At 58.0% G+C, this 22918-nt stretch carries 20 protein-coding genes and 1 tRNA gene; 12 read left to right on the top strand and 9 right to left on the bottom strand.

Features of this window, described 5'->3' with window-relative positions:
• Positions 1–478 precede the first annotated feature (478 nt).
• Genes HQL76_00200 through HQL76_00190 form a run of 3 tightly spaced genes read left to right on the top strand, consistent with a single transcriptional unit; the run spans position 479 to position 6257 of the window.
• Positions 479–1654 carry an efflux RND transporter periplasmic adaptor subunit gene (locus HQL76_00200; GenBank protein MBF0107584.1) on the top strand — a complete coding sequence of 392 codons (1176 nt, stop codon included), beginning with the start codon at positions 479–481 and terminating at the stop codon, positions 1652–1654.
• Positions 1651–4758 carry an efflux RND transporter permease subunit gene (locus HQL76_00195; protein MBF0107583.1) on the top strand — a complete coding sequence of 1036 codons (3108 nt, stop codon included), beginning with the start codon at positions 1651–1653 and terminating at the stop codon, positions 4756–4758. The genes HQL76_00200 and HQL76_00195 overlap by 4 nt, the downstream gene beginning before the upstream one ends.
• Positions 4758–6257, top strand: coding sequence for an SUMF1/EgtB/PvdO family nonheme iron enzyme (locus HQL76_00190; protein ID MBF0107582.1), 1500 nt, complete (start codon positions 4758–4760; stop codon positions 6255–6257). The genes HQL76_00195 and HQL76_00190 overlap by 1 nt, the downstream gene beginning before the upstream one ends.
• A gap of 11 nt (positions 6258–6268) precedes the next feature.
• Here the strand turns inward: HQL76_00190 and HQL76_00185 are convergent, their stop codons facing one another.
• The 6 genes from HQL76_00185 to HQL76_00160 all read right to left on the bottom strand — a co-directional run bounded on the left by HQL76_00185 (position 6269) and on the right by HQL76_00160 (position 11285).
• Positions 6269–7000 (bottom strand): hypothetical protein, encoded by a 732-nt coding sequence (locus tag HQL76_00185; GenBank protein ID MBF0107581.1) that lies wholly within the window; start codon positions 6998–7000, stop codon positions 6269–6271.
• Positions 7001–7121: 121 nt separating this feature from the next.
• Positions 7122–7196: transfer RNA gene (locus HQL76_00180), tRNA-Gln, on the bottom strand.
• Positions 7197–7215: 19 nt separating this feature from the next.
• The gene (gene ispE, locus HQL76_00175; GenBank protein ID MBF0107580.1) at positions 7216–8097 is read right to left on the bottom strand and encodes a 4-(cytidine 5'-diphospho)-2-C-methyl-D-erythritol kinase; all 882 of its coding nucleotides are present in this window, start codon (positions 8095–8097) and stop codon (positions 7216–7218) included.
• Entirely contained in the window at positions 8094–8963 is an 870-nt protein-coding gene (locus HQL76_00170) for a hypothetical protein (protein ID MBF0107579.1), read from the bottom strand. The genes ispE and HQL76_00170 overlap by 4 nt, the downstream gene beginning before the upstream one ends.
• Positions 8960–10858 (bottom strand): tetratricopeptide repeat protein, encoded by a 1899-nt coding sequence (locus tag HQL76_00165; protein ID MBF0107578.1) that lies wholly within the window; start codon positions 10856–10858, stop codon positions 8960–8962. Before HQL76_00165 ends, HQL76_00170 begins: the two co-directional genes overlap by 4 nt.
• Before the next feature lie 199 nt (positions 10859–11057).
• On the bottom strand, positions 11058–11285 hold the full coding sequence (locus tag HQL76_00160; protein ID MBF0107577.1) for a hypothetical protein: 228 nt from the start codon (positions 11283–11285) through the stop codon (positions 11058–11060).
• A 224-nt stretch (positions 11286–11509) separates the two neighbouring features.
• Here HQL76_00160 and rpmB point away from each other — a divergent pair, with 224 nt between their 5' ends.
• Complete coding sequence (rpmB, locus tag HQL76_00155) at positions 11510–11815, top strand: 50S ribosomal protein L28 (GenBank protein MBF0107576.1); 306 nt, start codon at positions 11510–11512, stop codon at positions 11813–11815.
• A 155-nt stretch (positions 11816–11970) separates the two neighbouring features.
• Here the strand turns inward: rpmB and HQL76_00150 are convergent, their stop codons facing one another.
• Positions 11971–12870, bottom strand: a complete 900-nt coding sequence (locus tag HQL76_00150) for an MBL fold metallo-hydrolase (GenBank protein ID MBF0107575.1) — start codon at positions 12868–12870, stop codon at positions 11971–11973.
• 55 nt (positions 12871–12925) lie between these two features.
• Positions 12926–13810: a chemotaxis protein CheX gene (locus HQL76_00145; protein ID MBF0107574.1), complete on the bottom strand. Its 885-nt coding sequence runs from the start codon at positions 13808–13810 to the stop codon at positions 12926–12928.
• 195 nt (positions 13811–14005) lie between these two features.
• Here HQL76_00145 and HQL76_00140 point away from each other — a divergent pair, with 195 nt between their 5' ends.
• From HQL76_00140 to gspK, 8 genes are all read left to right on the top strand, one after another.
• Positions 14006–14539 (top strand): response regulator, encoded by a 534-nt coding sequence (locus HQL76_00140; GenBank protein ID MBF0107573.1) that lies wholly within the window; start codon positions 14006–14008, stop codon positions 14537–14539.
• Positions 14540–14682: 143 nt separating this feature from the next.
• The gene (locus HQL76_00135) at positions 14683–15534 is read left to right on the top strand and encodes a hypothetical protein (GenBank protein MBF0107572.1); all 852 of its coding nucleotides are present in this window, start codon (positions 14683–14685) and stop codon (positions 15532–15534) included.
• Positions 15535–15824: 290 nt separating this feature from the next.
• Positions 15825–17906: a methyl-accepting chemotaxis protein gene (locus HQL76_00130; protein ID MBF0107571.1), complete on the top strand. Its 2082-nt coding sequence runs from the start codon at positions 15825–15827 to the stop codon at positions 17904–17906.
• A gap of 80 nt (positions 17907–17986) precedes the next feature.
• The gene (gene gspF, locus HQL76_00125; protein ID MBF0107570.1) at positions 17987–19201 is read left to right on the top strand and encodes a type II secretion system inner membrane protein GspF; all 1215 of its coding nucleotides are present in this window, start codon (positions 17987–17989) and stop codon (positions 19199–19201) included.
• Positions 19202–19209: 8 nt separating this feature from the next.
• Positions 19210–19773: a type II secretion system minor pseudopilin GspH gene (gene gspH / locus HQL76_00120; GenBank protein MBF0107569.1), complete on the top strand. Its 564-nt coding sequence runs from the start codon at positions 19210–19212 to the stop codon at positions 19771–19773.
• Positions 19770–20273: a type II secretion system minor pseudopilin GspI gene (gspI, locus tag HQL76_00115; GenBank protein MBF0107568.1), complete on the top strand. Its 504-nt coding sequence runs from the start codon at positions 19770–19772 to the stop codon at positions 20271–20273. Before gspH ends, gspI begins: the two co-directional genes overlap by 4 nt.
• Positions 20251–20907: a type II secretion system minor pseudopilin GspJ gene (gene gspJ, locus HQL76_00110; protein ID MBF0107567.1), complete on the top strand. Its 657-nt coding sequence runs from the start codon at positions 20251–20253 to the stop codon at positions 20905–20907. Before gspI ends, gspJ begins: the two co-directional genes overlap by 23 nt.
• Positions 20904–21857, top strand: a complete 954-nt coding sequence (gene gspK / locus HQL76_00105; protein ID MBF0107566.1) for a type II secretion system minor pseudopilin GspK — start codon at positions 20904–20906, stop codon at positions 21855–21857. Before gspJ ends, gspK begins: the two co-directional genes overlap by 4 nt.
• Positions 21858–22064: 207 nt before the next feature.
• On the opposite strand, the gene HQL76_00100 is transcribed toward gspK, so the two are convergent.
• On the bottom strand, positions 22065–22748 hold the full coding sequence (locus tag HQL76_00100; GenBank protein ID MBF0107565.1) for an EF-hand domain-containing protein: 684 nt from the start codon (positions 22746–22748) through the stop codon (positions 22065–22067).
• Positions 22749–22918 lie beyond the last annotated feature (170 nt).

Here is a 22918-nt window from a genome sequence, read left to right as displayed (position 1 = left end):
AAGGATGGCCCTCGGGGTGGGGCGCCCCCAGGGCCTTGATTTCAAGGTTCGCGTGCATGTTTCACAGGATCTTTTCCCCCGGACCTTACCACCAGGGAAATCACTCTCCCTGGACCATAACCATTCTTGGAGCCAAGGATTCATGGATACCGATTCCCTGATTGCTTCCACGATCAATTCCCTGGTCTGGCAGCCCGGAACAAAAGCCATGTCAAGATTGCAAAATAAAGAACCAATCCAATCGCCAGAAACATCACATTGTCCATGCCTCGCTCCACTTGTCGATTCAGTTGTGTCATGGGTCCAGATCCCGTCCGGGAGGGGTTCGACCACCTCGTGTACCATCCGAGGGAACCGATATCCGATCTTCCGATCCTCCGCTTGCCGGATGACCAGGTATATTTCAATGGGCGTGCCAAAAATGCATTCCGCACGGAACATCCGCTTCGGCGCCACGATCGCAATGGAAAAGGACCCCATGGACACGTCGGGAAAAACAGGAACGCCCTGGGATCAAGTTTTGGATATTTTTAATTTTCCCGCTTCTCCAGCGACCCGTGGCAACAAACATTCCGGCCTGTCGTCCACTGCGGTCGGGTATTCCGCGAAACGGTGGCAACCCGGTCTCGTCCTTCTTTTTTGTGTTTTTCTGGGCGCCAATTCGTTGGCCCTGGCCGACGAGACCGTCAAGGCCGTCAAGGTTTCGATCACCCCCATATCCGAGCTTCTTTCCCATCCCGTCGAAGAGGCCCAGGCGCGGGTGATCGGCCTCGATGATGTCGCTCTTTCGACGGAAGTTCCGGGAATCATCGCCCGGCTGGAGGTCGAGGTCGGGGATGCCGTCGTCAAGGGAGACGTTCTGGCACAAATCGACGATTGGTCCCATCGCCTGAAACTGTCCCAGGAAGAGGCGGGTCTTGCGGTATTGCACGGCCAGATGCACCTGGCCCGGGTGCAGTTGGAACGGGTTCGCACCCTGCTGTCGGGACAACAGGCGAGCCGTGAACGGCTGGATACCGCCGAGGCCGAGGTCGAAGTCCTGAAGGGACGAATCGCCCAACAAAAAGGGATGGTCGATGAGGCACGGGCCCGTCTCGACCGAACCCGACTGACTGCCCCGTTCGCGGGCATCGTCGTCGAACGATTCGGCCATGTCGGGGGATGGATCGCCCCGGGAAGCCCGATCGTGCGCCTTCTGAATCCAAAAAATGTCGAAGTCTCGGCCAGGGTTCCGGCGGAAGCGCTCCAACGGCTCAAGGAGGGCAGCGACCTTGGTTTTGTCCACCAGGGCCAAACCTTTGCCCTGGCGCTCAAGGGGGTCATTCCACTCGAATCCGCCACCACGGGGACCCGCGAGGTCCGGTTTACCCTGGATGGGGAACGCCCCGTCCCCGGAGCGGAAGGACGCTTGCAGTGGCGGGATCAACGTCCCCATCTTCCTTCCTGGGTTCTGGTCCGCCGCAAGGGGGTCCTGGGACTGTTCGTGGCGCGTGACGGAATCGGGGTTTTCCAACCCTTGGCCAATGCCGTCGAAGGGGGACGAACCCCCTGGCCCTTCCCCGACCGGTCGGCCAGGGTGATCGTCGAAGGACGAGACGCGCTCGAAGACGGCCAGAAGATTCACCTCGACGAAACCACCGGCGTCAAACCATGATGCGCGCCCTGCTGTCGAATCATGTCTTTGCCAATCTGACCTTCGCCCTGGTCCTGATCACCGGATTTCTCGCCTATGGGCTCCTGCCGCGGCAACAGGATCCGGACATGAATTTCAACTGGATCAGTATCGTCACCCTGTTCCCCGGGGGATCGGCGACGGATGTCGAAAAAATGGTCACCGATCCCCTGGAAGAGGCGATCCAGAAAATTCCCGATGTCCGCTTTGCCATGTCCACGAGTCAGGAGGGGGCCGCCGATATTCTGGTACGTTTCGAGGATGTGGATGATCGCACCTTCGACAAACGAGTCAACGATCTGCGGCGGGAAATCGCCAACAAGGATGCGGAACTTCCCGAGGATGCCACCGATCCGGTGATCATGGAAATCACCAGCGCCAACGGCTGGCCCACGGTCATGGTGGCGGTCGCGGGCCTGGCGGATGACGAAAACCTGCGACGCAACGCCCGGCGTATCAAAAAGGATCTGGAACGGATCAAGGGGGTGGACGATGTCTTTGCCCTGGGATTGCGCGATCCGGAGTTGCAGATCCGCTTTCACCCGGAAAAACTGCAACGCTCAGGCATTCTGCCCACCCAGTTGTCCGACCTGATCGCCACCCGTATCGAGGATGTTTCGGGGGGGGCGATCGTTCACGGATGGGGCAACTGGCTGTTTCGCATGGAGGGGGCCACAATCGATGCCGAGCGGATCAAGGCCATGTCTCTCCCCGGCGTCCAGGGAGAATTGCCCCTGGGACGGGTCGCCGAGGTCGTGACCGCCCGGCAGAAGGCCAAGGAGGCGGTCCGGTACCAGGGAAAACCGGCCATTCTCATGACCATCACCAAACGTCCCGGAGTCAACGCCCTGGAATTGACCGACAGGATTCGCCATTACCTGGAAGGACAACGCGCACTCGCCGAAAAAACCGGAGTCACCCCCATCCTCGCCGATGATCAGACTCATACGGTTCGCAACGCCCTGGGGATCATGGAGGGCAATGCCCTTCTGGGTCTGTCCCTGGTTCTGGTCACCACATGGCTGTTTCTCGGAGGCCGGATTTCGATCCTGATCTCGCTGGGGGTCCCTTTTTCCCTCGCCGGTCTGTTTGGTCTGCTCTACAGCCTGGATCATTCGCTCAACGTCATGGTCCTGCTCGGCGTGGTCATCGCTCTGGGCATGCTGGTGGACGACGCCGTCGTCATCGTCGAGGCGATTCATGCCCGAATCGAAAAAGGGATTCCGGCCATGGAGGCCGCCCTTTCCGGCTTGAGGGAGGTGGCGCTTCCCGTCATCACCTCGGTATTGACCACCATCGCTGCCTTTCTTCCGCTCATGCTGCTGCCGGGAATTCTGGGCAAGTTCATGCGTGTCATCCCCTTCGTCGTCACCATGGCGCTCTTGATCAGCCTGGTGGAAGCGTTGTGGATGCTGCCGGCCCATATGGTCGTCATGAATATCACGCATCGCAAAACAGGATGGCTTAGAAAACATCGCCAACGAACGCTTGCCCGGTTGCGGCACATTTATTCCCTGGCTCTTGTCAAGGTATTTCGCCATGCCCGGATTTCGTTCCTGTTGGCGATGACTCCGTTTGCCGTGGCGATCTGGGTGGTTGCCTCGGGGATGGTCAAGACCGACTTTTTCGCCGCCGATCCGATGCCCCTCTTCTATATCAACATCAAGATGCCCGCGGGCACCCCCCTGGAACGGACCATGGCCGTGACCCGGGCGGTCGAAATCGAGGCGATCAAGGAGGTCAAACCGGAAGAACTGCAAACGATGGTCGCCTACGCCGGCCAGATGATGACCGATACCAAACCGTTTTTCGGCGATCGCTATGGCCAGATTCTGGTGAGTCTGTCCCCCGACCGCGATCGACGGCGCGAGGTCAGCGCCATCATCGACGCCATGCGTCCCATCGCCACCCGGGTGGCGGGTCCCGAAAGCATCACCTTTTTCTCGATGACCGGGGGTCCCCCGGTCACCCGTCCCATCAGCGTCAAGGTTCGCGGCGATGATCTCACGCAGCTCGAACAGGCGGCCAATGCCCTGAAATCCTACCTTCGATCCGTTCCGGGGATCAGCGATGTCACCGACGATTATTCCGAAGGAAATGTCGAACTGGTCGTCTCGGGCGACAGTTCCGCTTTGCAACGGGCGCAATTTCACCCGTCCCACCTGCCACGGTTGATCCATCTGCTCGGCAATGGCCTGGTCTCGGCGCGTTTCCAGCACCAGGGAGAAGAAATGGAAGTCCGGGTCATGGCCGACCAGCCCGAGGGGGCCGCCATCGACCAGATTCTTGACACCCTTCTGGCCACCGAAAGCGGCGAGGCCATCCGATTGCGCAACCTGGTGCATCACCGGACCCAGAGGGGACCCGAATCGATCCGGCATTACAATTTTCGCCGCTCGATCACGGTCGAGGCGGACCTGGACAAGAAAATCATGGACACACTGGAGGCCAATGCTCTACTGAAGAAGGAGTGGCAGAGGATCGGGCATGATTATCCTGGAATCGATCTTGATTTTTCGGGCATCCTGGACGACCTTAACGAGGCCATCGACGCGATCGTCGTCCTTTTTCTGTTCGGTATCGGGCTGATGTACATGATCCTGGGGACCCAGTTCGGCAATTATTCGCAACCGTTCATGATCCTCCTGACCGTTCCGATGGCCTTCACGGGGGTGGTCTTCGGGCTTCTTCTTTCGGGACACCCTTTGAGCCTTTATACCCTCTATGGCGTTGTCGCCCTGTCGGGAATCGCGGTCAATGCCGCCATCGTCCTGATTTCCGCCACCAATGATCGCCGCAGGGCGGGAATGGCGCCGGTGCATGCCATCATTTATGCCTCCAGAAGGCGTCTTGTCCCGATACTCATCACCACCGTCACCACCATTGCCGGTCTGTTTTCCCTGGCAACGGGCATGGGAGGACAATCGCTCCTGTGGGGTCCCGTCGCCACCGCGATCGTCTGGGGCCTTTCGTTTTCGACCCTGCTTTCTCTTTTTCTCATGCCGTTGATCTATCTGACCTTCTGGGGCAGGAAACGACGGTCGCGTTCCACCACCACCACACTTCAATTGATGGAATCCCGTTGATGCGACAACCCTCGATCATTTCCTGCGCGCTGTTTGCCCTTTTTTCCTTGCCGCAGTCCCGGAAAATTGACCTGCGAGCGCTTCTGTCGATGACGCTGCTGCTTGGGGGATGCGTGGTTCCCGATCCCAGCCAGGATATCGCCGGTCAATCCCTCTCGACCCTGGGCTCCTGGCTCGGCGAGCCGGCGATCCTGGCCACTGCCCAAAAATCCCAGGGCACCAGGGATTATCCCGATGGTGTCCGTTATGAAGGGGAATTCAAGGATGGACAGCGTCATGGCAAGGGGATTCAAACCTGGCCCGACGGCGCCCGTTACGAGGGGACGTTCAGCAATGACAAGCGCCATGGCCGGGGTCTCTTCACTTGGCCGACCCAGGCGCGTTACGAAGGAGAATTCGTCGATGGCAAACGCCATGGCCAGGGCGTCTACTCCTGGCCCAACGGCGCCCGCTACGAAGGGACTTACCTCGACGGACAACGCCATGGCACGGGCATTCTTTCCCATCCGCCCGATGCCCAGGGAATGATCAAAAGAGAGCGGCAGGTCTGGAACATGGATCAACGGACCTTCACCAGTCCCATGGAATCGATTCGCAAGGAAGATCGCGCCGAAATCGGACAAGCGGTCGCGACCTCCATTCCGACCCCAACTCTTTCCCCTTCCTTTTCCACGTCTCCGGTCCCCAACCCGGAGCTTGACCGAAAAGAAACGCTCCGTTCCAACCAGACGACCGGTTCCGCCACTGTTCCTCGGGGACAGGAAGGTTCCTCGGTTGGCAAAGGGAGTGGCACGGAAAAACTTCCCCAATGGACCGATCCGGAAACGGGGATCACCCTGGTTCAGGTGCCACGCGGATGCTTTCTCATGGGAAGCGACACATGGGACGAAAATGAAAAGCCTCCACATGAAGTCTGCCTCGATTCCTTTTGGATTGGAGCCCATGAAATCACGCAGAAACAGTGGCGTCTGGTCATGAACTGGATGCCGGAACAATCGATTCAGGACGATCGGCTCCCCGTGGGCAATGTCTCATGGCAGGATGTCGAACAATTTTTTCAGGAGCTGAACAAACGATCCGGGGTTTCGATGCGTCTGCCTACCGAGGCGCAATGGGAATTTGCCTGTACCGGTGGTGGTGTGGACCAACGTCATTGTGGCAGTGGCGCAATCACCGACCTGGCCTGGGTCGAGGAGAATTCCGACAACCGACCGCATGCCCCCGGAGAACGCGCCCCCAACCGTTTTGGACTGCACGACATGAGCGGCAATCTATGGGAATGGGTTGCGGATTGGTATGACGCGGATGCTTATCGCTATGCGTCGCGAGACAACCCCGATGGACCCGTGATGGGCAAGACCCGTGTCTATCGTGGTGGTGGATGGTTGAGTCGTGGTGATTCGGTCCGGGCAACCTTGCGTTATGACATGGATCCGAAACGGTCCTATCACCTGTTGGGTTTCAGACCTGCGGCAACCCGGGTCCTGGAGGTCCATTGAGACCAATCCGCTTACCATTCCCGTGGAGTGAAATCCGCATCGTTGGCAAGGTGAATTGTTTCACCCGTCTGCATGAGGACGAACAATCCTTTCTTGATGGCGAAATTCACGACCTTCTCTTCAATGACCATGGCGGCGACCGCTCCCATCGTCCGCTTGTCGGCATACTCCGGGAAGAACTCCTTGAACGCTTCCAGGCGTGACAGGTGGTCGCGTACATCTTCCACCGTCAATTTGCTTTTGACCTCCACCAGAATCGTGGCATTGGTGTTGACCACGAAAAGATCGATTTCCATGCGTCGGTCGCCCGGCAACTCCGCTTCCATTCGTCGGCTGACCTTGTGCGCCGGGATGCCTCTTTGCACAAACAGGGTTTTGCATGCGGGAGCGACCAATCCCTCCACGAATTCTCCCATGCGTCCCCCCAGCTTGCCAATCTGTTGGTTGAGCTGTTTGTTGACCTTCTCGATTTCTTGACTCGTCTTTTGTATCAGGCGATCTGTCTCTTGTTGCCGACGGGCGGTCTCCTGTATCAGGCGATCTGTCTCCTGTTGCCGACGGGCAGTCTCGACGGACATTTCCCGAATCATTCGGTCCGTTTCCTCGTTGGTTGTTCGCAACCTGAGATCTGTTTCCTGCATTTTACGGTCTGTTTCCTGCATTTTACGGTCTGTTTCCTGCATTTTACGGTCTGTTTCCAGGAACGCCTTCCAGACATCTTCCAGGGTAACGGTTCGAGACATTTTCTTTCTCCAGTGGTTCTGAAGTCAAAACAAGGACGGAGGTGTGATCATGTCACTTGATTTTTGGGCGACAGGGCAGGAACGGTTCTAAAGAAAGTGAAACGGGGTGATCATGATGGTGTGGCTGGGCCGCTAGGATTTGAACCTAGGAATGCCGGAATCAAAATCCGGTGCCTTACCGCTTGGCGACGGCCCAAGGAAGGAGATGGCTCCCTTTATATACCGGATTGCCATTCCCGGTCAAATGGATGAATAGTGAACGTTCGTCCTTGCCTGACCCGCCATTCGGGATGGGAACGGGAGATTTGTGTGGCCGCTTCACGTGCCTGGTCGCCATGATCAAAGACACCGAAAACCGCCGAACCGCTGCCCGACATCAGCGTCGATCGGGCGCCAACGGCGTGCAACTGTTGCGCGACCACCTCGATGAGGGGCGTCAGCGTCCGGGCAATCTGTTCCAGGTGGTTTTCAAACCGCCATCTCGGAGACTCCGGGCCTTCTTCCTGGAGGGTGGATTCTTGCGCCCATTGTGCCAACATGCGGGGGGTGATTCCCCTGTAGACGGCTGCCGTGGCGAGCATGATTCCGGGATGAACGACAACCAGTTCCCATTCCCGCATCCCGGGCAGAGGGGTGATTCGTTCACCGATGCCACCGACCCGGGCCGCATGTCCGCCAAGAAAGAATGGCACGTCCGCGCCCAGTTCCACTCCGAGAAGGCTCAGTTCGTCCACGGACCAGTTCAATTGCCACATCCGGTTCAACGCCAGGAGCGTCAACGCCGCATCCGAGGAACCACCACCCAAACCGGCCCCGTGGGGAATTTCCTTGAACAGAGCCAGGTGGACGCCGGTCGTGATCCCAGCCTTTTTCTTGAGTCCGACCGCGGCACGATGGACCAGATTTTCTTCCGCCGCCACCGTTACCGTGGGATGGCATTCCAGGGTGACCGCGCTTCCGCCGCATGTGACCTCCAGATGGTCGTACCATGGAAAAAAAGCCATGATACTGTCCAGGATATGGTATCCATCCTCCCTGCGGCCAAGGATTTCAAGCGACAGATTGACCTTGGCCGGGGCGCGAAAACGGCGTGTCATGGCGATCCGCCATCGCCGATTTCAGGATAAAGCACCCGAAACGGGGGAAGCCGATCCGCTGCGGCGAACAAGTCACCGCCCCCATCGAAAAATTTCCATTCGTTCAGGGAAAGGGTGAGGCGCGAATCGTCATCCTCCAGGCGAATGTCCACCCGCAACGGCATCTGCAGGTGATTTTTCATCGCATCCGGGGATTGTTCCGGCCATTCGTATTCGACCGTGAACGGCCTGCCGCCATTACCGACGCGGGTGCGTTTTTTCAACGCGCCGGTGCGCGAATCGATCCACAATTTTTCACCAGACCGGCTGTCTCCCACAAGAGTTTCCTTTTCCCGAATCATCGATCCCGCGGGTTCGGCGGCGCAGCCCATGAGTGCCGGGTAGAGCCACGAAGGATTGAAGGCCAATCCCGTCAACGCTGCCATCCCCGAACGTTCCGCCGCCACTTCGAGCCGCACCCGGTCTCCCGGATGTACAAGACGCAACCATTCGGGAATCATGGTCAATTCCATGGCGACATTGCGGAAGGGGCCGAAAATACGCAGCCTGATCTGTTGTCCGCCACGTCCTTCCAATTCCATCCGATGGCGCCGCACGTCGTCCTTCAATTGAATTTCCATGCTGCCATCGACCTGCCACGAACCGGTAAGCCGTTGCCGTTGTTTCTGGTCCGATCGAAACCGTTTCATGCCCGGATGGTCGATGGGGTCGATCCGGGTATGACCAACGGGTTCGCGTTTTTCCGGATCCGGCCCTCCGGCGCAACCGGCGATGCCAAGGATGAGTACTGCCGCCAGGACCAGCCCAGGGAAAGGATTGACGCTCATTTTGGAGGGAACATGGATGTTCCCGCGATAAAGTTTCATTTCTTGGATTCGTGATGGCTGATTTTCTTTTGCAATTCCTGATTGCTGGTATCCAGCGACAGCGCCTTTTTCCAGACCTGCAAGGCCTCATCCTTCTTGCCCATGGCGAAAAGGACATCTCCCAGATGCTCGCGAATGATGGGGTCGTCCGCTTCCATGCGCACCGCCTCCCGCATGCGCACCAACGCCTCTTCCAGACGGTTCATGCGATATAAGACCCATCCCAGGCTGTCGGAAATGAAACCATCCCCCGGGGCCAGTTGCGCCGCCCGTTGAATCAGCTTCAAGGCTTCCTCCAGGTGTTCGCCGCGATCGGCCCAACTATAGCCCAGATAGTTCAAACCGTGGGCGTCATCGGGATTGCGTTCGACATAGACCTTCAAATCCCGTTCCGCTTCCGTCCACCGTTTCAACTTGTCCAACGCCATGGCCCGATTGAAGAGAAGACGGTCGTGCCCTGCGTCGAGGGCCAGACCTTCGGTGCAGGTGGCGATCACCGCCTCGAACTGATTGGCCTGAAGCTGAAGGATGCTCAAGGCCCCATAAAGGTCGGTGTTGTTTTTATCCTCGTTCAACAACTGGCGAATTTTTTCGATCCCTTCCTCCAGCTTTCCCTTGGAAACGTTGAGGAAGGCCAGACGCAGATGCGCTTCGGCGAAGAATGGATCTCCCTTGTGAATCTTTTCATACGCTCCCTGGGCCTCGTCATCCCGGTTCGTGGCTTCCAATGCCTGTCCCAGGTAGTACAGCACCGTGCTGTTTTCCGGTTGCAGTGCCTCCACAAGGCGAAGTTCGACGATGGCTTCTTCGTATTTTTTTTCGCTGACCAGCAGCAAACCGGTCGTCAAGCGGGCCTGGAGGCTGTCGGGGGCCAGGCGGGTGATCGCCCGGAATTCCTCCAATGCTCCCATCCGGTCGTTGCGTTTGAGCAGCAACCGACCCAGACGGCCATGGATCGCCTTGTTGTCGGGATGGGTTTCCAGGAATTCCCGATACAATTTTTCCGCCTCCTCGGGCCGTTTCATTTCCTGAAGGGCGGCGCCGACCGCCAGGACCGGTTCGATCTCATCGGGATCGGAGGCGCGTGCCGACTGAAAGGATTTGAGCGCCAATCCCATGTCGGGCAGACTCACATAGGCCCGTCCCAGGGCCAGGTGGGCCTTCCACCCCATCTTCCTGTCGTTGAACAGGGGGGCCAAGACCGCCTGCGCCTTGTCGATCTTTTTGAGACGACCATACAGTTGCGCCAGCAGCAGCCGCGCCGCCTGATGGTTCGGTTCCCCGGCCAGCAGAATTTCATAGTGTTCCACCGCCTTGTCATATTCCTTGCGGGCCGTCAGCAATCCGGCCAACAGAAACCGCGCCTTCCGATGATCGGGGGCCCGTTTGACCACCTCGGTGGTGTATCGGACCGCCTGTTCCAGATCGCCACGCTGGGTGGCCAGGTGGGCGACGATCAGGTTGGCCTCGATCGATTCGGGATCGCTTTCGGCGACCCGGGAAAAGGCTTTCTCCGCCATCTGCCACTTGCTTTCGCGCAGAAAGAGCTGACCCAACAGATAAAAATAGGTGGTGTCGGTATTTTCATCAAGATTGGTGAACGGATCGAAAGTTTCGGCGCCGCTGTTGTCAATCGCCATGCCCTCCTCATCGGAACCGTCGTCCTCCATCACGCCGATCGGATCGACCGAAGGCAGTTCATCGGTGGCATCGGCAGGGAGCCCATCCTCGGCCTCGGGTCCATCGTATTCCGTCGCCTCTCCCTGGGATCCATCGCCCTGGCGTTGTTCGACGGGAATGATTCCTTCGGGTTCGCCGGCTGCCACCGAATCGGCTGCCGGCGGGGTCCAGACACACGCTCCAAGGAACAAAAGAAACGTGGTCGCGATGCCCATGAAACGTGATCCATGTTGGCGCAAGGGCCTGGGGTGTGAAACCATCATGCGAACTTCATCCAATTGTCGTGCTGCCATGATTTGAAAACCCGCCATGTCTGTCAACGTTGTTTCCGGGGGCATCATTTCGTCTTTTTTAAGTGGGACCAAGGACGCCTGTCTGCCCGAAATGTCGCACCATGTATCGAAGCGATTCTGGTCATGAATCCGCGGTCGATCCCCTGTTGCCTTCATCGAGCGACCGTTCCAACTCCAGGAGCAATTGTCGCAGATCCAGATCGTAGGTCCTGACGACATCCAGGAGCGTGTCTACCTGCGATGCCAGACAGGAACCACAATCGATACCCCGATTGTGGAGAATTGCCGCAAGTTGCGGATTTTCCCGGATCAACTGCGCCATGTTTTTGTTCGGATCGAGTTTCGACATGCCCTCATTCCAATCCTCGAAGTCAAACGATGCGACCACCCAACCCTTCGTCCCGGCGTTGGCTTGGCTCCGGTTGCGCCGGGCAGTCGTTTTCCGGCGGACTGGCCGGTTTGGATCGCGCTTTCCTTAGAAACTGGACTTGCACGATTCCAATGAAGCTGGTATGGTACTCTCTTTTCCTTATTTCTTCCAGGCATATTTACATTAACAGCAAGAGGAAAACCGTGGCCAGAAAACATGTCCTCGGAGGCAAAGCCCCGCAAACCGGCAACAAGGTCTCCCACTCCAACAGAAAATCGCGGAGAAAATGGCTGCCCAACATGCAGCGCAAGGCGGTCTACAGCATGGCGCTGGGAAGAAGCATCCGTCTGGCCATGCCCGCCAGCATGATCCGAACGCTCGACGCCGCAGGTGGCCTGGATAATTTTCTCCTGGCCCAGGAATCGGCGGGGCTCAGTCGTGCCATGCGCCGTCTTCAAATCCTGATCCACGATCGTCTTCACGAGGAAGAGGCGCCACTGGCGGGATGATCCGAGGACCCTTCGAGCGAATCCCGGAACATTCGGGATGTTCGCTCGGAGGGTGATCGGCGCCGGGGTTTTGACAGGAACTTCATGACCTTCGGGAAAGGGTTTTTTCGGTGTCCTTATTCGAAGGGCATCGTGCCTCGGGGTATTTGGGGGGACTACTTCTTGCCGAGATAGCGTCCCTTGACGTTGGTGGCGACCATCCATTCCGCCAGGGACCGTTTGGGCAGAAGGGCGAGCAGTCGTTGTGCGATCACTGCCGGATCTTGGGTGGTCGCGGCAAGTTCTCTGGCCTTCGTGTCGAACAGGGCAAGGTATTCCTTCATGGCCTGAAGGTCTTTTTTCGTCGAGAGGGGACCATGACCGGGAATGATCCGTTCGACCTCCATGGCCATCAATTGGTCGAGTGTTTTGGACCACCCGTCGAAGTCGGCATCGGCCAGATAGGGATGGAAATCGGTAAACAGGATGTCGCCCGCGAAAAGGATTTTGGATTCGGGAATATAAACGACACTGCTTCCCGATGTATGGGAAGGTCCCAAATGGATCAGCCGCACGGTCACGCCGCCAAGATCGACGGACATCTGGCCATTGAAGGAAAGCCTGGGGACCACGATCTCCGTTCCCGCCATATCTTCCGGTTTGAGCCCGTAGACGCCCGTGTTTTTGAGCATTTCGCTGCCCTTGGTGGCGAGCGTTGCCTGTTCGGCCTCATGAGAGATCAGGGTTGCCCCCATGCGGGCGAAAACAATGTTGCCGAAGGCATGGTCCAGATGGGTGTGGGTATTGACGACGAACAGGATCGGTTTGTCGGTGACCTTGCGGATGTCGGCGACAAACCGTTCCCCCTCGCGGGCGGAAATCAGGGTATCCACGACCAGCACGCCGTCCCGACCGATCACGATGCCCGCGTTGGCGGCAAAACTGTGTGCTGGCGAAGCATCCTTGCTCCCGACGTAGGCATGCACCTTGTCTCCCAATGGTACCCAGTCGGCCTGGCTCGTCGGGAACCAGAGAAACGATGAGAGCAGGGTCAGCAGGTATATTATTTTTTTCATGTGCTTGATCCTCCTTGGATCTTCTTGCCGAAGGGGCCGGCATAACGAGGCTTTTTCAAGAAAAGAAACATTCGATGAAAAAAGGACCGAACGGGGTGCGGAAGAATTTGCGGACGCTGGTCAGGTTTTTGCTGTAGTTGATGCGGAATTTGGGACCGATGACGATATTGGGCGCGGTCAGGTTGATGGTATCGAAATCGTTGGCGATGCGGGTTTGGACCCCTCCGGCGACCTGGTTGGTGATTTCACCCAAAGCGTCCCAGACCATGTCTTCCTGTTGGGATTGAAGTTCAAGTCCCGCCTCTCCGAGCATGGCCCCGGCCGCCTTGATGGCAAAATGGAGCGGTGATGACAGGTGGATTCCCCCTTCGAGGGCGCCATTGAACAGGACGATGCCCGTCACTTCGGTTTCTGGAGGTTTGTACTCCTCGAAGGCAGGCCGTTCCAGGTAGGGACCGGGTGTGACGTCGATGTTGAGGAAGGCGATGAACACCTCCTTGACCGACTCGACGATCAGACCATCCAACTGCGAGACCAGGGCCCGACCATGTCCTGACTTGATCGCGATCCCTTCATCCTTCTTCAGGCGGTCCAGGTCCGTTTCATGGAGTTGACGGCTCACCAGTTTCTCAAGCAGGGTCATGGATTCCTGCGCGACCCCCTCGAACTTCAGTCCGATCCCCTTGAGATCGCCGTTGACGACCAACGCCTTGGTTTGCAGGAAAAAGTTCTTTATTTCGATTCCCGTGGGGACGCCAACGGCGAATTCGACGACGCATCGGGTGCCGATATAGCCGTACAGGTTTTTCATTTCCGGGTTGGCGACCTTGAGGCCGCCGACGCTGATGTCCTGTGTGCGGCAGATGAATTCCTTCTTGTCCTGAAAATAAAGTACTGCCTCGGTATCGAACGCGATGCGTTCATGTTGTCGAAGAAGCATGAGAAATTGCTTTCATCCTGAATTGGTTCATTGGATATTCACGAGACGCCATCGTAGCACAATGCGGAACGGTCCAACAAGCGGAACACCCACAGGCTCTGTCACCTTTCTCTTGTCGCCTTGATTGTGTTTGTGCTAAAGTCAATGAAAGGAACGGATGGGAATACATTGTATTTTTTATAACAATCGGATCGGATGGCGCTGTCGCGGGACTTTAGTCCGGAATGGGCGGCGTGGGGTTTTCGTTTTGGAGGGGGAGCGATGGATGAGGTGCGGGAGGTGCGCAGGCTCAAGATCATGACGGTCGATGACGAACCCGAGATCATTCGTAGTATCGAACGTTATCTCAGATTCCAACCCCAGTTTTCCGAGGTCGTGTTCATCGGCGCCAACTCCTTCGAGGAGGCTCTGGTCAAACTGGAAAATGAAAATCCAGCGATCATCTTTCAAGACATCAATCTTCCCGATGGCAATGGATTGCAGTTCATTCGTCAGGCCAAGAAAAAATACCCGATGATTCAATTCATCGTGATCACCGGGGCCAGCGATCTCGACCGCGCCATGGATGCGCTCGCCCTGGGGGCGGCTGACTACGTGAAAAAGCCTCTTTCCATGGATCTCATGGGAAAAATCGCCACGGAGGCCAAGGAGCGTTGCGATCGGTGGGGTGAACTGCTCTGGGAAGAATATCTGGCCGAGGAAGAGACGGACGCTCCGTATGCAACCTGAACCGCCAAGATCGATTCCGTTCTGCCTCCCCTGTCTCAAAGACACATGCGATTGGATGGTTCATCCCGGCAGTGCGAACACCGTCGCGTCGCTGTCCCGGGGGCGGGTATGGCGGGACGATTTCCGCAACGCATGGTGCCGGGATGCATGACTCGAAACACTCCGACGATGCCCCGCCACGGCGGCGGCGCTTTCCAAGGATCTGGGGACGCCTCCAGGGGCGGCTTGTCCTGACCGGCATGGACGTGAAACCGGCGATGCTTGTCGGGGTGACCCGGGATCTCAGCCTTAACGGGGTTTTTCTCAATACCTTCCAGACCGTTTCCACTTCCCTGATGGGATGCGAGGGTGTGTTGGAACTGGGTGCCCTCGGCAACAGGAAATCCTTTCCCGTCCAAATCCGTTACGTCAATTTCAAGGGGGTCGGCCTCATTTTTCGGATCGCTCCCCAGGAACTCGGCGAGGCTTTCGGCATACTGTTGGCCGCCGATGGACAGGAGCGGCTCGGGGCCGATGTGATGCCACGGGAAAATGTCTCTGCCCGACTGGTGTGGGAAGGACACGCTCCGGTTTCCGTCCGCCTTGAGAACATCAATTCGGGTCAATTCGAATGCGCCATGCCGCCCGAATCGGACCCTCCCGAGGTCGGGTCGTCTCTTCATCTTGAAATTTCTTTTCAAGGGGACTGGATACGGGGAGAGGCGGTGGTGCGCAAGGTGGAACGCAAGGGTGGTGCCCATGATTCTTCCCTGGAGGCGCACAACCATGTTTCCGCTCTTTTTTCGATCATGAGCGAGGCCGATCGAAAGCTGATTCAATCCATGATTGCCCATCTCCATCGGCGGCGCCTTGATGCCATTCTCAGGCAACATGCGACGACTGCCGCTCTTTTTTCCGAAGGGGACGAAGGACAGTCCCGGATTCGGGATCGTGACGCGATCCAGCGGCAACTCCAGACTTTTCTTGGGTTTAGGGATCCCCGGGGGCGTTCTTAAGAATTGACGCGAGCGTTGCCTGTCTTTAAGTTTTCCGGTATCTGGCCGCTGTATCGCGGATCGGACAATTCAGGAGTTTACCGGACGCACCAATCATGGAAAGATTGGATTGATAACGATAATGGTGGGGGAGTGACAAGATGCGTATCGACGATTTAAGAATTGGCACCCGATTGATGGGGGCCTTTGTCCTGATTACGGCGGTATTGCTGGTGATCGGCGGGCTCAATTTTATGAACATCGGGAACATGTTGCATCGGGAGGAGGAGATCGGCGCCACCGCTCCCCTCATGGATGCCGCCATGGAGATGAAGCTGGCGGTGGCCAGGGACATGCAGATGATCATGGAATTCCTCGCCGCGGAAAATGAAGAGGAACTCGATGAACGGTGGAAGGAACACGAAGTTGTTTCCTCTCTCTTCCAGGCTTATTCCAAGGCGATCCTGGAGGGAGCGGTCCTGGACAACGATACCTATTACGCCACCCGTGACGAAGATATGCGGCGGATCGTGGAGGAATCCAGGGGGTTTCATGGCGATCGATTCGCTCCGGCGCTGGCCTCGATTCGCGACATGACCCTTGAGGTCTTCCGCCTCGAAGGGGAACTGGAGGCCAACCTGAAGAAGATGGCGGCCAGTTACGACCAGGTTGCGCAACTGGCGGCGAGCTTTGAAGAACGGGTCAAGGATCGGATTCAGGAACGGATTGCGGCGGGTGTTGCCGCCAGGGAGATTCTCGGGACCGAAAACACCTGGGCCGACATGGCGATGGAAATCAAAACCACCCTGGCCAACAGTCGGATCGCCGTCGAAAGGATGGCCCGGGAACGACAGGCCGAAGGAGAGGGGTATCAGGACTACCTGGAAACCTTGAAGGAATTCGATCAATGGATCGAGGCCTTGAGGAAAGGGGCCCAGACTCCGGAGGGGCAAATCGCCGCTGTCAACGATCTCGGACTTCTGACCGTGGTCGAACAGATTGATGCCATTCATGACAAGGAGTTCCAAAAGAGCGTCGCGGGACTTGGAAAAACCTTGAAAAGCCGGTCGGAAGTATTGGCCCGTCGTTCGGAGACCGATCACGCGGCGGACGAAAGCGGTGAGAAGATGATCGCGCTGATCACCGGGGTTGAGGAAAAAGCGGAACTCTTGATGAAGCAGGCCTTCGATGCCTCCTTTGGAGTGGCGGATGGATCCAGGCGGCAATCGATGATCGGCATGGTCTTGGGGACCCTTTTGTCCCTGGTGTTGGGGTTGTTCATCACCCGGAGCATTACCCGTCCGATCAACGAATGTTGTCATATTCTCGAAGGGCTTTCGGGAGGCGACCTCACCCAGAAGGTGGTGGTGGACCGCAAGGATGAAATGGGGCGGATGCTTGGCGACCTGACCCGGATGATGACGCAAATCGGGGGGGTGGTCCAGAGGATCACGCAGGCGTCCAATTCGGTGGCGGCGGGGTCCAGGGAGTTGTCCGACTCCTCCCAGGGGTTGTCCCAGGGGGCGGTCGAACAGGCGGCCTCCATTGAGGAAACCTCATCGGCCATGGAGGAGATGGCGGGAAACATTCAAAACAACACCGACAACGCCACACGGACCGAGGAAATTTCCAAAAAGGCGGCCAACGATGCCCAGGAGAGCGGACTGGCGGTGGCCAGTGCGGTCGAGGCGATGAAAAAAATCGCCGATCGGATTTCGGTCATCGAGGAAATTTCGCGTCAAACCAATCTTCTGGCCTTGAACGCCGCCATCGAGGCGGCCCGGGCCGGCGAACATGGCAAAGGTTTTGCGGTCGTTGCCGCCGAGGTTCGTAAACTGGCCGAACGCAGTCAACATGCGGCGGGTGAAATCAATTCGCTGTCCGCTTCCAGCGTTGCGGTGGCGGAAAAGGCGGGAAAAATGCTGGCGATCCTTGTCCCTGATATTCGCCAGACCGCGCTCCTGGTGCAGGAGATTGCCGTTTCCAGCCGGGAACAGAATTCCGGAGCGGTTCAGATCAATCAGGCCATTCAACAGCTTGACCATGTGATCCAACAAAATGCCGGTGCCTCCGAGGAGATGGCGGCGACTGCGGAGGAATTGTCAGCCCAGGCGGCGGAATTGAAGAGCGCGGTTGGCTTTTTCAAGATTGAGGGGGGAATGGCGACCGGAGGCGAGGTGGTGCGATCCTTGTCACGCAAGGCCAAGAGTCCGGGGGGTGCCACGTTGCCGGGGTTGAAGGGTGCGCGGAGTACGCCAAAACCGGCTCCGGGCGCTCCAAAGCTGGCCCAGGTTTCCGCAAGGGCGGATTTGAAGCGTGGGGGGAATGAAGGAGGGGTGGCATTGGAGATGGGGGCCGGGGTCGATCGGGAGGATGAGTTCGAGCGGTTCTGAATCCTTGGAATAGGGTAATGATTCGGGGCTCTCCAATCCTGAGTCCTGGGGGTACCTGGGCAGTTACCAAAGGTTGAGAAATGGGAGCATTCGAATATACCGCGCTGGATCGGAAAGGCCATACTCGAAAGGGGGTGGCCATGGGGGAATCGGCACGGGAGGTTCGGGTCACGCTCAAACACCAGGGCCTGTCGCTTCTTTCGATCCAGGAGGTCCGGGAGAAAAACCAGTCGCGACGGGGCGGGGTGTTTCGCGGGGGACGGGTTGGTCTTTCGGATCTGACTCTGGCGACGCGGCAGCTGGCGACACTGGTGCGGGCGGGTCTTCCCCTGGCCGAGGCGCTGGAAGCGGTTTCGCGACAGAGCGTCCACAAACGGATGCGTCTGCTGATGCTTGCCGTGCGGACCCAGGTGTTGGAGGGGCAGTCCTTTTCGCGAGCCCTGGGGGCCTATCCCCACCTGTTTTCCGATCTCTACCGCGAGACGGTGGCCTCGGGCGAACAGACGGGAAAACTGGAAAATGTCCTCGAACGGTTGGCCGATTATCTGGAAAACAGCCGTAAACTGAAGCAGAAGGTTGGTTTGTCGATGATCTATCCCATGGTGGTGTTGGTGTTCGCCCTGGGGGTGACGGTGGCTCTTCTGACGTATGTCGTTCCCGAGGTTTCCAAGGTCTTTGCCGATTTCAACCAGGACCTGCCCGCCTTGACCCGGGCCCTGATCGCTTTGAGTGATTTTTTGCGTTCCTGGGGATGGCTGTTGGCGGTGGGACTGGTTTTGGGGTGGGTAGGGTTTGGCATGATGCTCAAAAACAGGGCGGCGCGGTATCAATTTCATCGATTGTTGCTGCTGCTTCCTCTGGTGCGCACGCTGGTACGGGGGATGGACGCGGCCCGTTTTGCCCGTACCTTCGGCATTTTGACCTCGAGCGGCGTCCCTGCCCTGGAGGGGATGGAAATTTCGGCGCGGGTACTGGTCAACCTGCCGATGAAAAAGGCGGTGGAACGGGCGGCGCTCAAGGTCCGGGAGGGGGGGGCCATCCATGCGGCGTTGAACGAAACCAACATTTTTCCACCAATGCTCATCCATCTGGTGGCGAGCGGCGAGGCGAGCGGCAACCTTTCGGGGATGCTGGAACGGGCCGCCGAAGCCCAGGAACAGGAGGTCGAAACCTTTGTCGCAACCTTGACCGGACTCATGGAGCCGCTGTTGATCCTGATGATGGGAGGGGTGGTGGTGACCATCGTGGTCGCCATCCTGCTTCCGGTCTTCGAACTCAATACCCTGATCCGGTGAGACGGGTCATGAGTCCGGAACCGGGCAACCCGACGATCGTCGCCGTTTCCTCTCAACAAGGGTTTACCCTTCTGGAACTGCTGGTCGTTTTTTTCATCATCGCCCTGTTGTCGGGGTTGGCGGTGGTTTCGATCCGGACCAACGATCCCGACTCGGTGGTGACCGAAGAGGCGCGTCGTTTGCGGGAACTCCTTTCGTTTGCCTCGCGGGAATCGCTCCTTTCCTTTCGCGATACCGGGGTGCGGTTTACGACGAACGGTTTTTCCTTTTGGCGTCGCGACGAGGAAGGCCGCTGGTTGCCGATGAAGGGGGATGATCTGTTGCGGGAAAGATTCCTGCCGGAGGGGTATTTTTTTTCGGTCTGGGTCGATGATCTGGCCCTTGGTTTGGCGGATGAGACGAAGGACGACACCGTCGAAGCGAAGAACGAACCGCCGAAACCGCATCTGTTTTTTTTCAGTGGCGGCGAGCGGACCCCCTTCAAGGTTCGGATTCAATCGCACTCCGGAAGGTGGCGCGAGGTGACGGGTGGATTGGTGGGGGCGGTCAAGGTGGAAGACAAATCATCATGAGTGGGACGCGGATATTTTTAAAGAACAATCCGTTGAAGAAAAAAAAGGTTCCCGCCTTCGCGGGAATGACGGGGGATGCCCCCAGGGTGGGGATGGAGATACCATTTCCACCTGTTGCGGCGTGGGCGCCTTTTCGGGGACGCCGAGGTTTTTCTCTGATCGAGGTTCTGGTGGCTCTGGTGGTATTGTCCCTGGTATTGGGCGGCGTGGTCAAGGCGACCGGGGCGCAGGCGCGCAATGCCGCCGATTTGGAAGATCGGACCATGGCCCATTGGGTGGCGATGAATTGCATCGTCGAACGGCGATTGCTCAATTTTTTCCCCAATCCCGGGACCCAGTTTGGCGAAGAGCAACTGGGATGGCGGCAATGGTATTGGCGGGCGACCATCTCCGATACCCCGGAACCCGATATCCGTCGCATCGAGGTGGCGGTATTTCAGGATTCGGCCCGTTCCCAGACTCCGGTGGCGGTATTGAATGGCTATCTTGGCAAACCGTGAGGGACCTGTCGTTACCGGGGGCGGGTCGCGGGGGTTTACCCTGCTGGAACTGCTGGTGGCCCTTTCGGTATTTGTGGTGTTGTCGGTCATGGCCTATCAAAGTGTTGCCAACATGTTGTTGACCCGTGACATCATCGAGGAGCGGACCCGGAATCTGGAGGAATTGCACCTGTTCTACCTGGTGTTGGGCAATGATCTGGCGCAGGCGGTTTCCCGGTCGGTCATGGGGGCGACGGGACGACCGGAAACTGCGTTCCGGGGTGGGGAGCAGGGGAGCGTCTGGTTGCTGTTGACCCGTGCGGGCCGGTCCAATCCGCGACTGGAGGCGCGGAGCGAATTTCAGCGGGTGGCCTGGTTGTTCGAGGAGGGGGTGCTGATCCGACGTTCCTGGCGTCATCTGGACACCCTGGGAGAAAATCCCCATCATGATGAACCTTTGGTGCGGGGCGTATTGACTTTGGAGTTGGCGTTCATCGACGACAAGGGGGAGAAGGGGGTGATCTGGCCGCGCGAGGAGGACCCCGTGGCCATTTCCGTCACGCTGCCGCGGGCGGTCGAACTGACCTTGGAAAAAAAAGGGGTCGGTCGGATTCGCCGCATCTTTGAGCTTTCTCCGGCCCCGGGGTGGTCATGAGCGTGGATGGCGCGGCCCGTCGGGGAGAGTTTGGTGTGGCGTTGATCACGGCGCTTTTGATCGTTTCGCTGGCGACCATCACGATGGTGGCCATGGCGACCCGGCAGAAGATGCAGACCCGTTTGACCGGTTCCCTGATGGGACGGGATCAGGGATGGAACCTGGTGATGGGGGGCGAGGCCTGGGCGCGGGCGGTATTGTTGCGGACCGCGGGCGACAATGCCTGGGATTCCCTGGATGAACCGTGGGCGGCGCGGATGGCCCCGATGGATGTCGATGGGGCGACGGTGTGGGGATGGAGCGAGGATGTGCAATCGCGCTTCAACCTGAATGGCCTGATCGTCAATGGTCGCCAGGATGCGACGGCGATGGCCATTTTCGAACGCTTGTTGGACCGGCTGGATCTGGACCCGTTGCTGGCGACGGCGGTGGCGGATTGGATCGATGCCGACAGCGAGCGGGGCGGGGCGATGGGGGCGGAAAACGATTCCTACAGCCGTCTTCCGGCTTCTTATGGCGCGGCCAACCAGTCGATGCAGTCGGCGACGGAATTGATGCTGGTGCAGGGCTTCGACGACAAGATCTGGGAAAAATTGAAACCTTTTGTGGTCGCGTTGCCGGGAAGGACGGCGATCAATGTCAACACGGCCCCGGCGGTGGTGTTGAGCGCCCTGGCGGGAAACATTGGACTGTCGGATGCGGAACAGGTGGTCAAATCGCGTTTCATGGAACCGTTTCGCACCATCGATGCGTTCCGCAACCATCCCAATCTGGTCCAGGCCAAGGGGGAGTTGCAGGGTTTGTCCGATCTCCACATCGATGTTCGAAGCGCGTTCTTTCTGGTCAATGCCCAGGCGGAGGTGGGGCAGGGGAAAATGATTTTGCAAAGTCTTCTCAGGCGTACCCCGAGCGCGGTGGTCGTGCTGCGCCGCACCTTGGGAATGCCATAGGGCGATCGGCATTCTTAATTATTATAATATGCGAAAACGGCTCCACAAGGATCGCGACAGACCTTTGAATCATGGAGTGTTTGTTTGCCTTTACCCCGGTCCACATCCTGCGGGAGAGGGCGACTGCTGGTTACGCCGGCCTCGCGAGGAGGCCGGCTGTAGCCTGTGTGGACGATTCACCCTGTTTTCTTGAAAGATTTTTTATTCTCAAGCAAACAGATTGGTGGTCAAAAGTGAGGAAGTGTTGCCCGAGAGACCCAGGTTTTGCAGCAGGCTTTGCAACCGTTCATAGGGATTGGTCGATTGTCCCGAGGTGGTCGGTACCGAGGAGGTGTTTTCCTGGACGCTCGCGACCAGCGATTCCATCTGGCTGGCATGCTCTTTCTGCATCGCCTCAAGGTCCACCTCCAGTTCTTCCTGTGAGATGACCCCGTCGTCATCGGTATCGACGGCATCGAATTTGTCGGCCAGGGGACCTTTGACCTCATCCGATCCGATCGCTCCATCCTCGTCATCGTCCATCATCGACAGCAGGTCTGCCGCCGATGGGGGACCACCGGCGCCTCCCGGCCCGCCCGCCCCCTGTGGTCCGCCCTGACCTCCTTTTGCCCCCATGGGACCAGGCATGTTGCCCATTTTGGCACGAATGCTTTCGAGGGCTGCGTCCAGTTCGTCGGCGGTCAGTTGTCCGTCGCTGTCGCTATCGACGGTGCCGAAGTCGTCGGCCAGTTTACCTTTGACTTCATCCGAGCCCAGCGTGCCATCGCCGTTTTTGTCGAGTTTGGCAATCATTTTGTCGGCGGAAGGGGGGCTGCCCATGGGGGGGCGACCACCCATCCGCTGCATCGAGTTCGTTCCCATCATGGCGCTGTTCATCGAGATATTCATCATTCAAACTCCCTTGCTCTTGTCGAACCCGAAGACCGGGTTCTGGGATCGGTGCGGAAAGATCCGCAACAGTCGCGAAAGGTTTCTGGAAGACATCAGGCACTTTGTTCCGTCGGTTGGCCGTGCGTCGGGAAAAAATTGCCTCTTGATGGTGTCTTTCTTTCCTCGGGATG

The organism is Magnetococcales bacterium, assembly GCA_015228815.1.
In the GTDB taxonomy this organism is placed as follows: domain Bacteria; phylum Pseudomonadota; class Magnetococcia; order Magnetococcales; family UBA8363; genus UBA8363.
The sequence above is the reverse complement of the archived record's forward strand: the minus strand, read 5'-3'. Positions and strand labels throughout refer to the sequence as shown.

What these genes read in the sequence shown, in the direction of transcription:
- HQL76_00200 (MBF0107584.1), top strand. Translation starts at nt 479, where the DNA reads ATGGACACGTCGGGAAAAACAGGAACGCCCTGGGATCAAGTTTTGGAT.
- HQL76_00195 (MBF0107583.1), top strand. Translation starts at nt 1,651, where the DNA reads ATGATGCGCGCCCTGCTGTCGAATCATGTCTTTGCCAATCTGACCTTC.
- HQL76_00190 (MBF0107582.1), top strand. Translation starts at nt 4,758, where the DNA reads ATGCGACAACCCTCGATCATTTCCTGCGCGCTGTTTGCCCTTTTTTCC.
- HQL76_00185 (MBF0107581.1), bottom strand. Translation starts at nt 7,000, where the DNA reads ATGTCTCGAACCGTTACCCTGGAAGATGTCTGGAAGGCGTTCCTGGAA.
- ispE (MBF0107580.1), bottom strand. Translation starts at nt 8,097, where the DNA reads ATGACACGCCGTTTTCGCGCCCCGGCCAAGGTCAATCTGTCGCTTGAA.
- HQL76_00170 (MBF0107579.1), bottom strand. Translation starts at nt 8,963, where the DNA reads ATGAAACTTTATCGCGGGAACATCCATGTTCCCTCCAAAATGAGCGTC.
- HQL76_00165 (MBF0107578.1), bottom strand. Translation starts at nt 10,858, where the DNA reads ATGGGCATCGCGACCACGTTTCTTTTGTTCCTTGGAGCGTGTGTCTGG.
- HQL76_00160 (MBF0107577.1), bottom strand. Translation starts at nt 11,285, where the DNA reads ATGTCGAAACTCGATCCGAACAAAAACATGGCGCAGTTGATCCGGGAA.
- HQL76_00150 (MBF0107575.1), bottom strand. Translation starts at nt 12,870, where the DNA reads ATGAAAAAAATAATATACCTGCTGACCCTGCTCTCATCGTTTCTCTGG.
- HQL76_00145 (MBF0107574.1), bottom strand. Translation starts at nt 13,810, where the DNA reads ATGCTTCTTCGACAACATGAACGCATCGCGTTCGATACCGAGGCAGTA.
- HQL76_00140 (MBF0107573.1), top strand. Translation starts at nt 14,006, where the DNA reads ATGGCGCTGTCGCGGGACTTTAGTCCGGAATGGGCGGCGTGGGGTTTT.
- HQL76_00135 (MBF0107572.1), top strand. Translation starts at nt 14,683, where the DNA reads ATGCATGACTCGAAACACTCCGACGATGCCCCGCCACGGCGGCGGCGC.
- HQL76_00130 (MBF0107571.1), top strand. Translation starts at nt 15,825, where the DNA reads ATGGATGCCGCCATGGAGATGAAGCTGGCGGTGGCCAGGGACATGCAG.
- gspF (MBF0107570.1), top strand. Translation starts at nt 17,987, where the DNA reads ATGGGAGCATTCGAATATACCGCGCTGGATCGGAAAGGCCATACTCGA.
- gspH (MBF0107569.1), top strand. Translation starts at nt 19,210, where the DNA reads ATGAGTCCGGAACCGGGCAACCCGACGATCGTCGCCGTTTCCTCTCAA.
- gspI (MBF0107568.1), top strand. Translation starts at nt 19,770, where the DNA reads ATGAGTGGGACGCGGATATTTTTAAAGAACAATCCGTTGAAGAAAAAA.
- gspJ (MBF0107567.1), top strand. Translation starts at nt 20,251, where the DNA reads ATGGCTATCTTGGCAAACCGTGAGGGACCTGTCGTTACCGGGGGCGGG.
- gspK (MBF0107566.1), top strand. Translation starts at nt 20,904, where the DNA reads ATGAGCGTGGATGGCGCGGCCCGTCGGGGAGAGTTTGGTGTGGCGTTG.
- HQL76_00100 (MBF0107565.1), bottom strand. Translation starts at nt 22,748, where the DNA reads ATGATGAATATCTCGATGAACAGCGCCATGATGGGAACGAACTCGATG.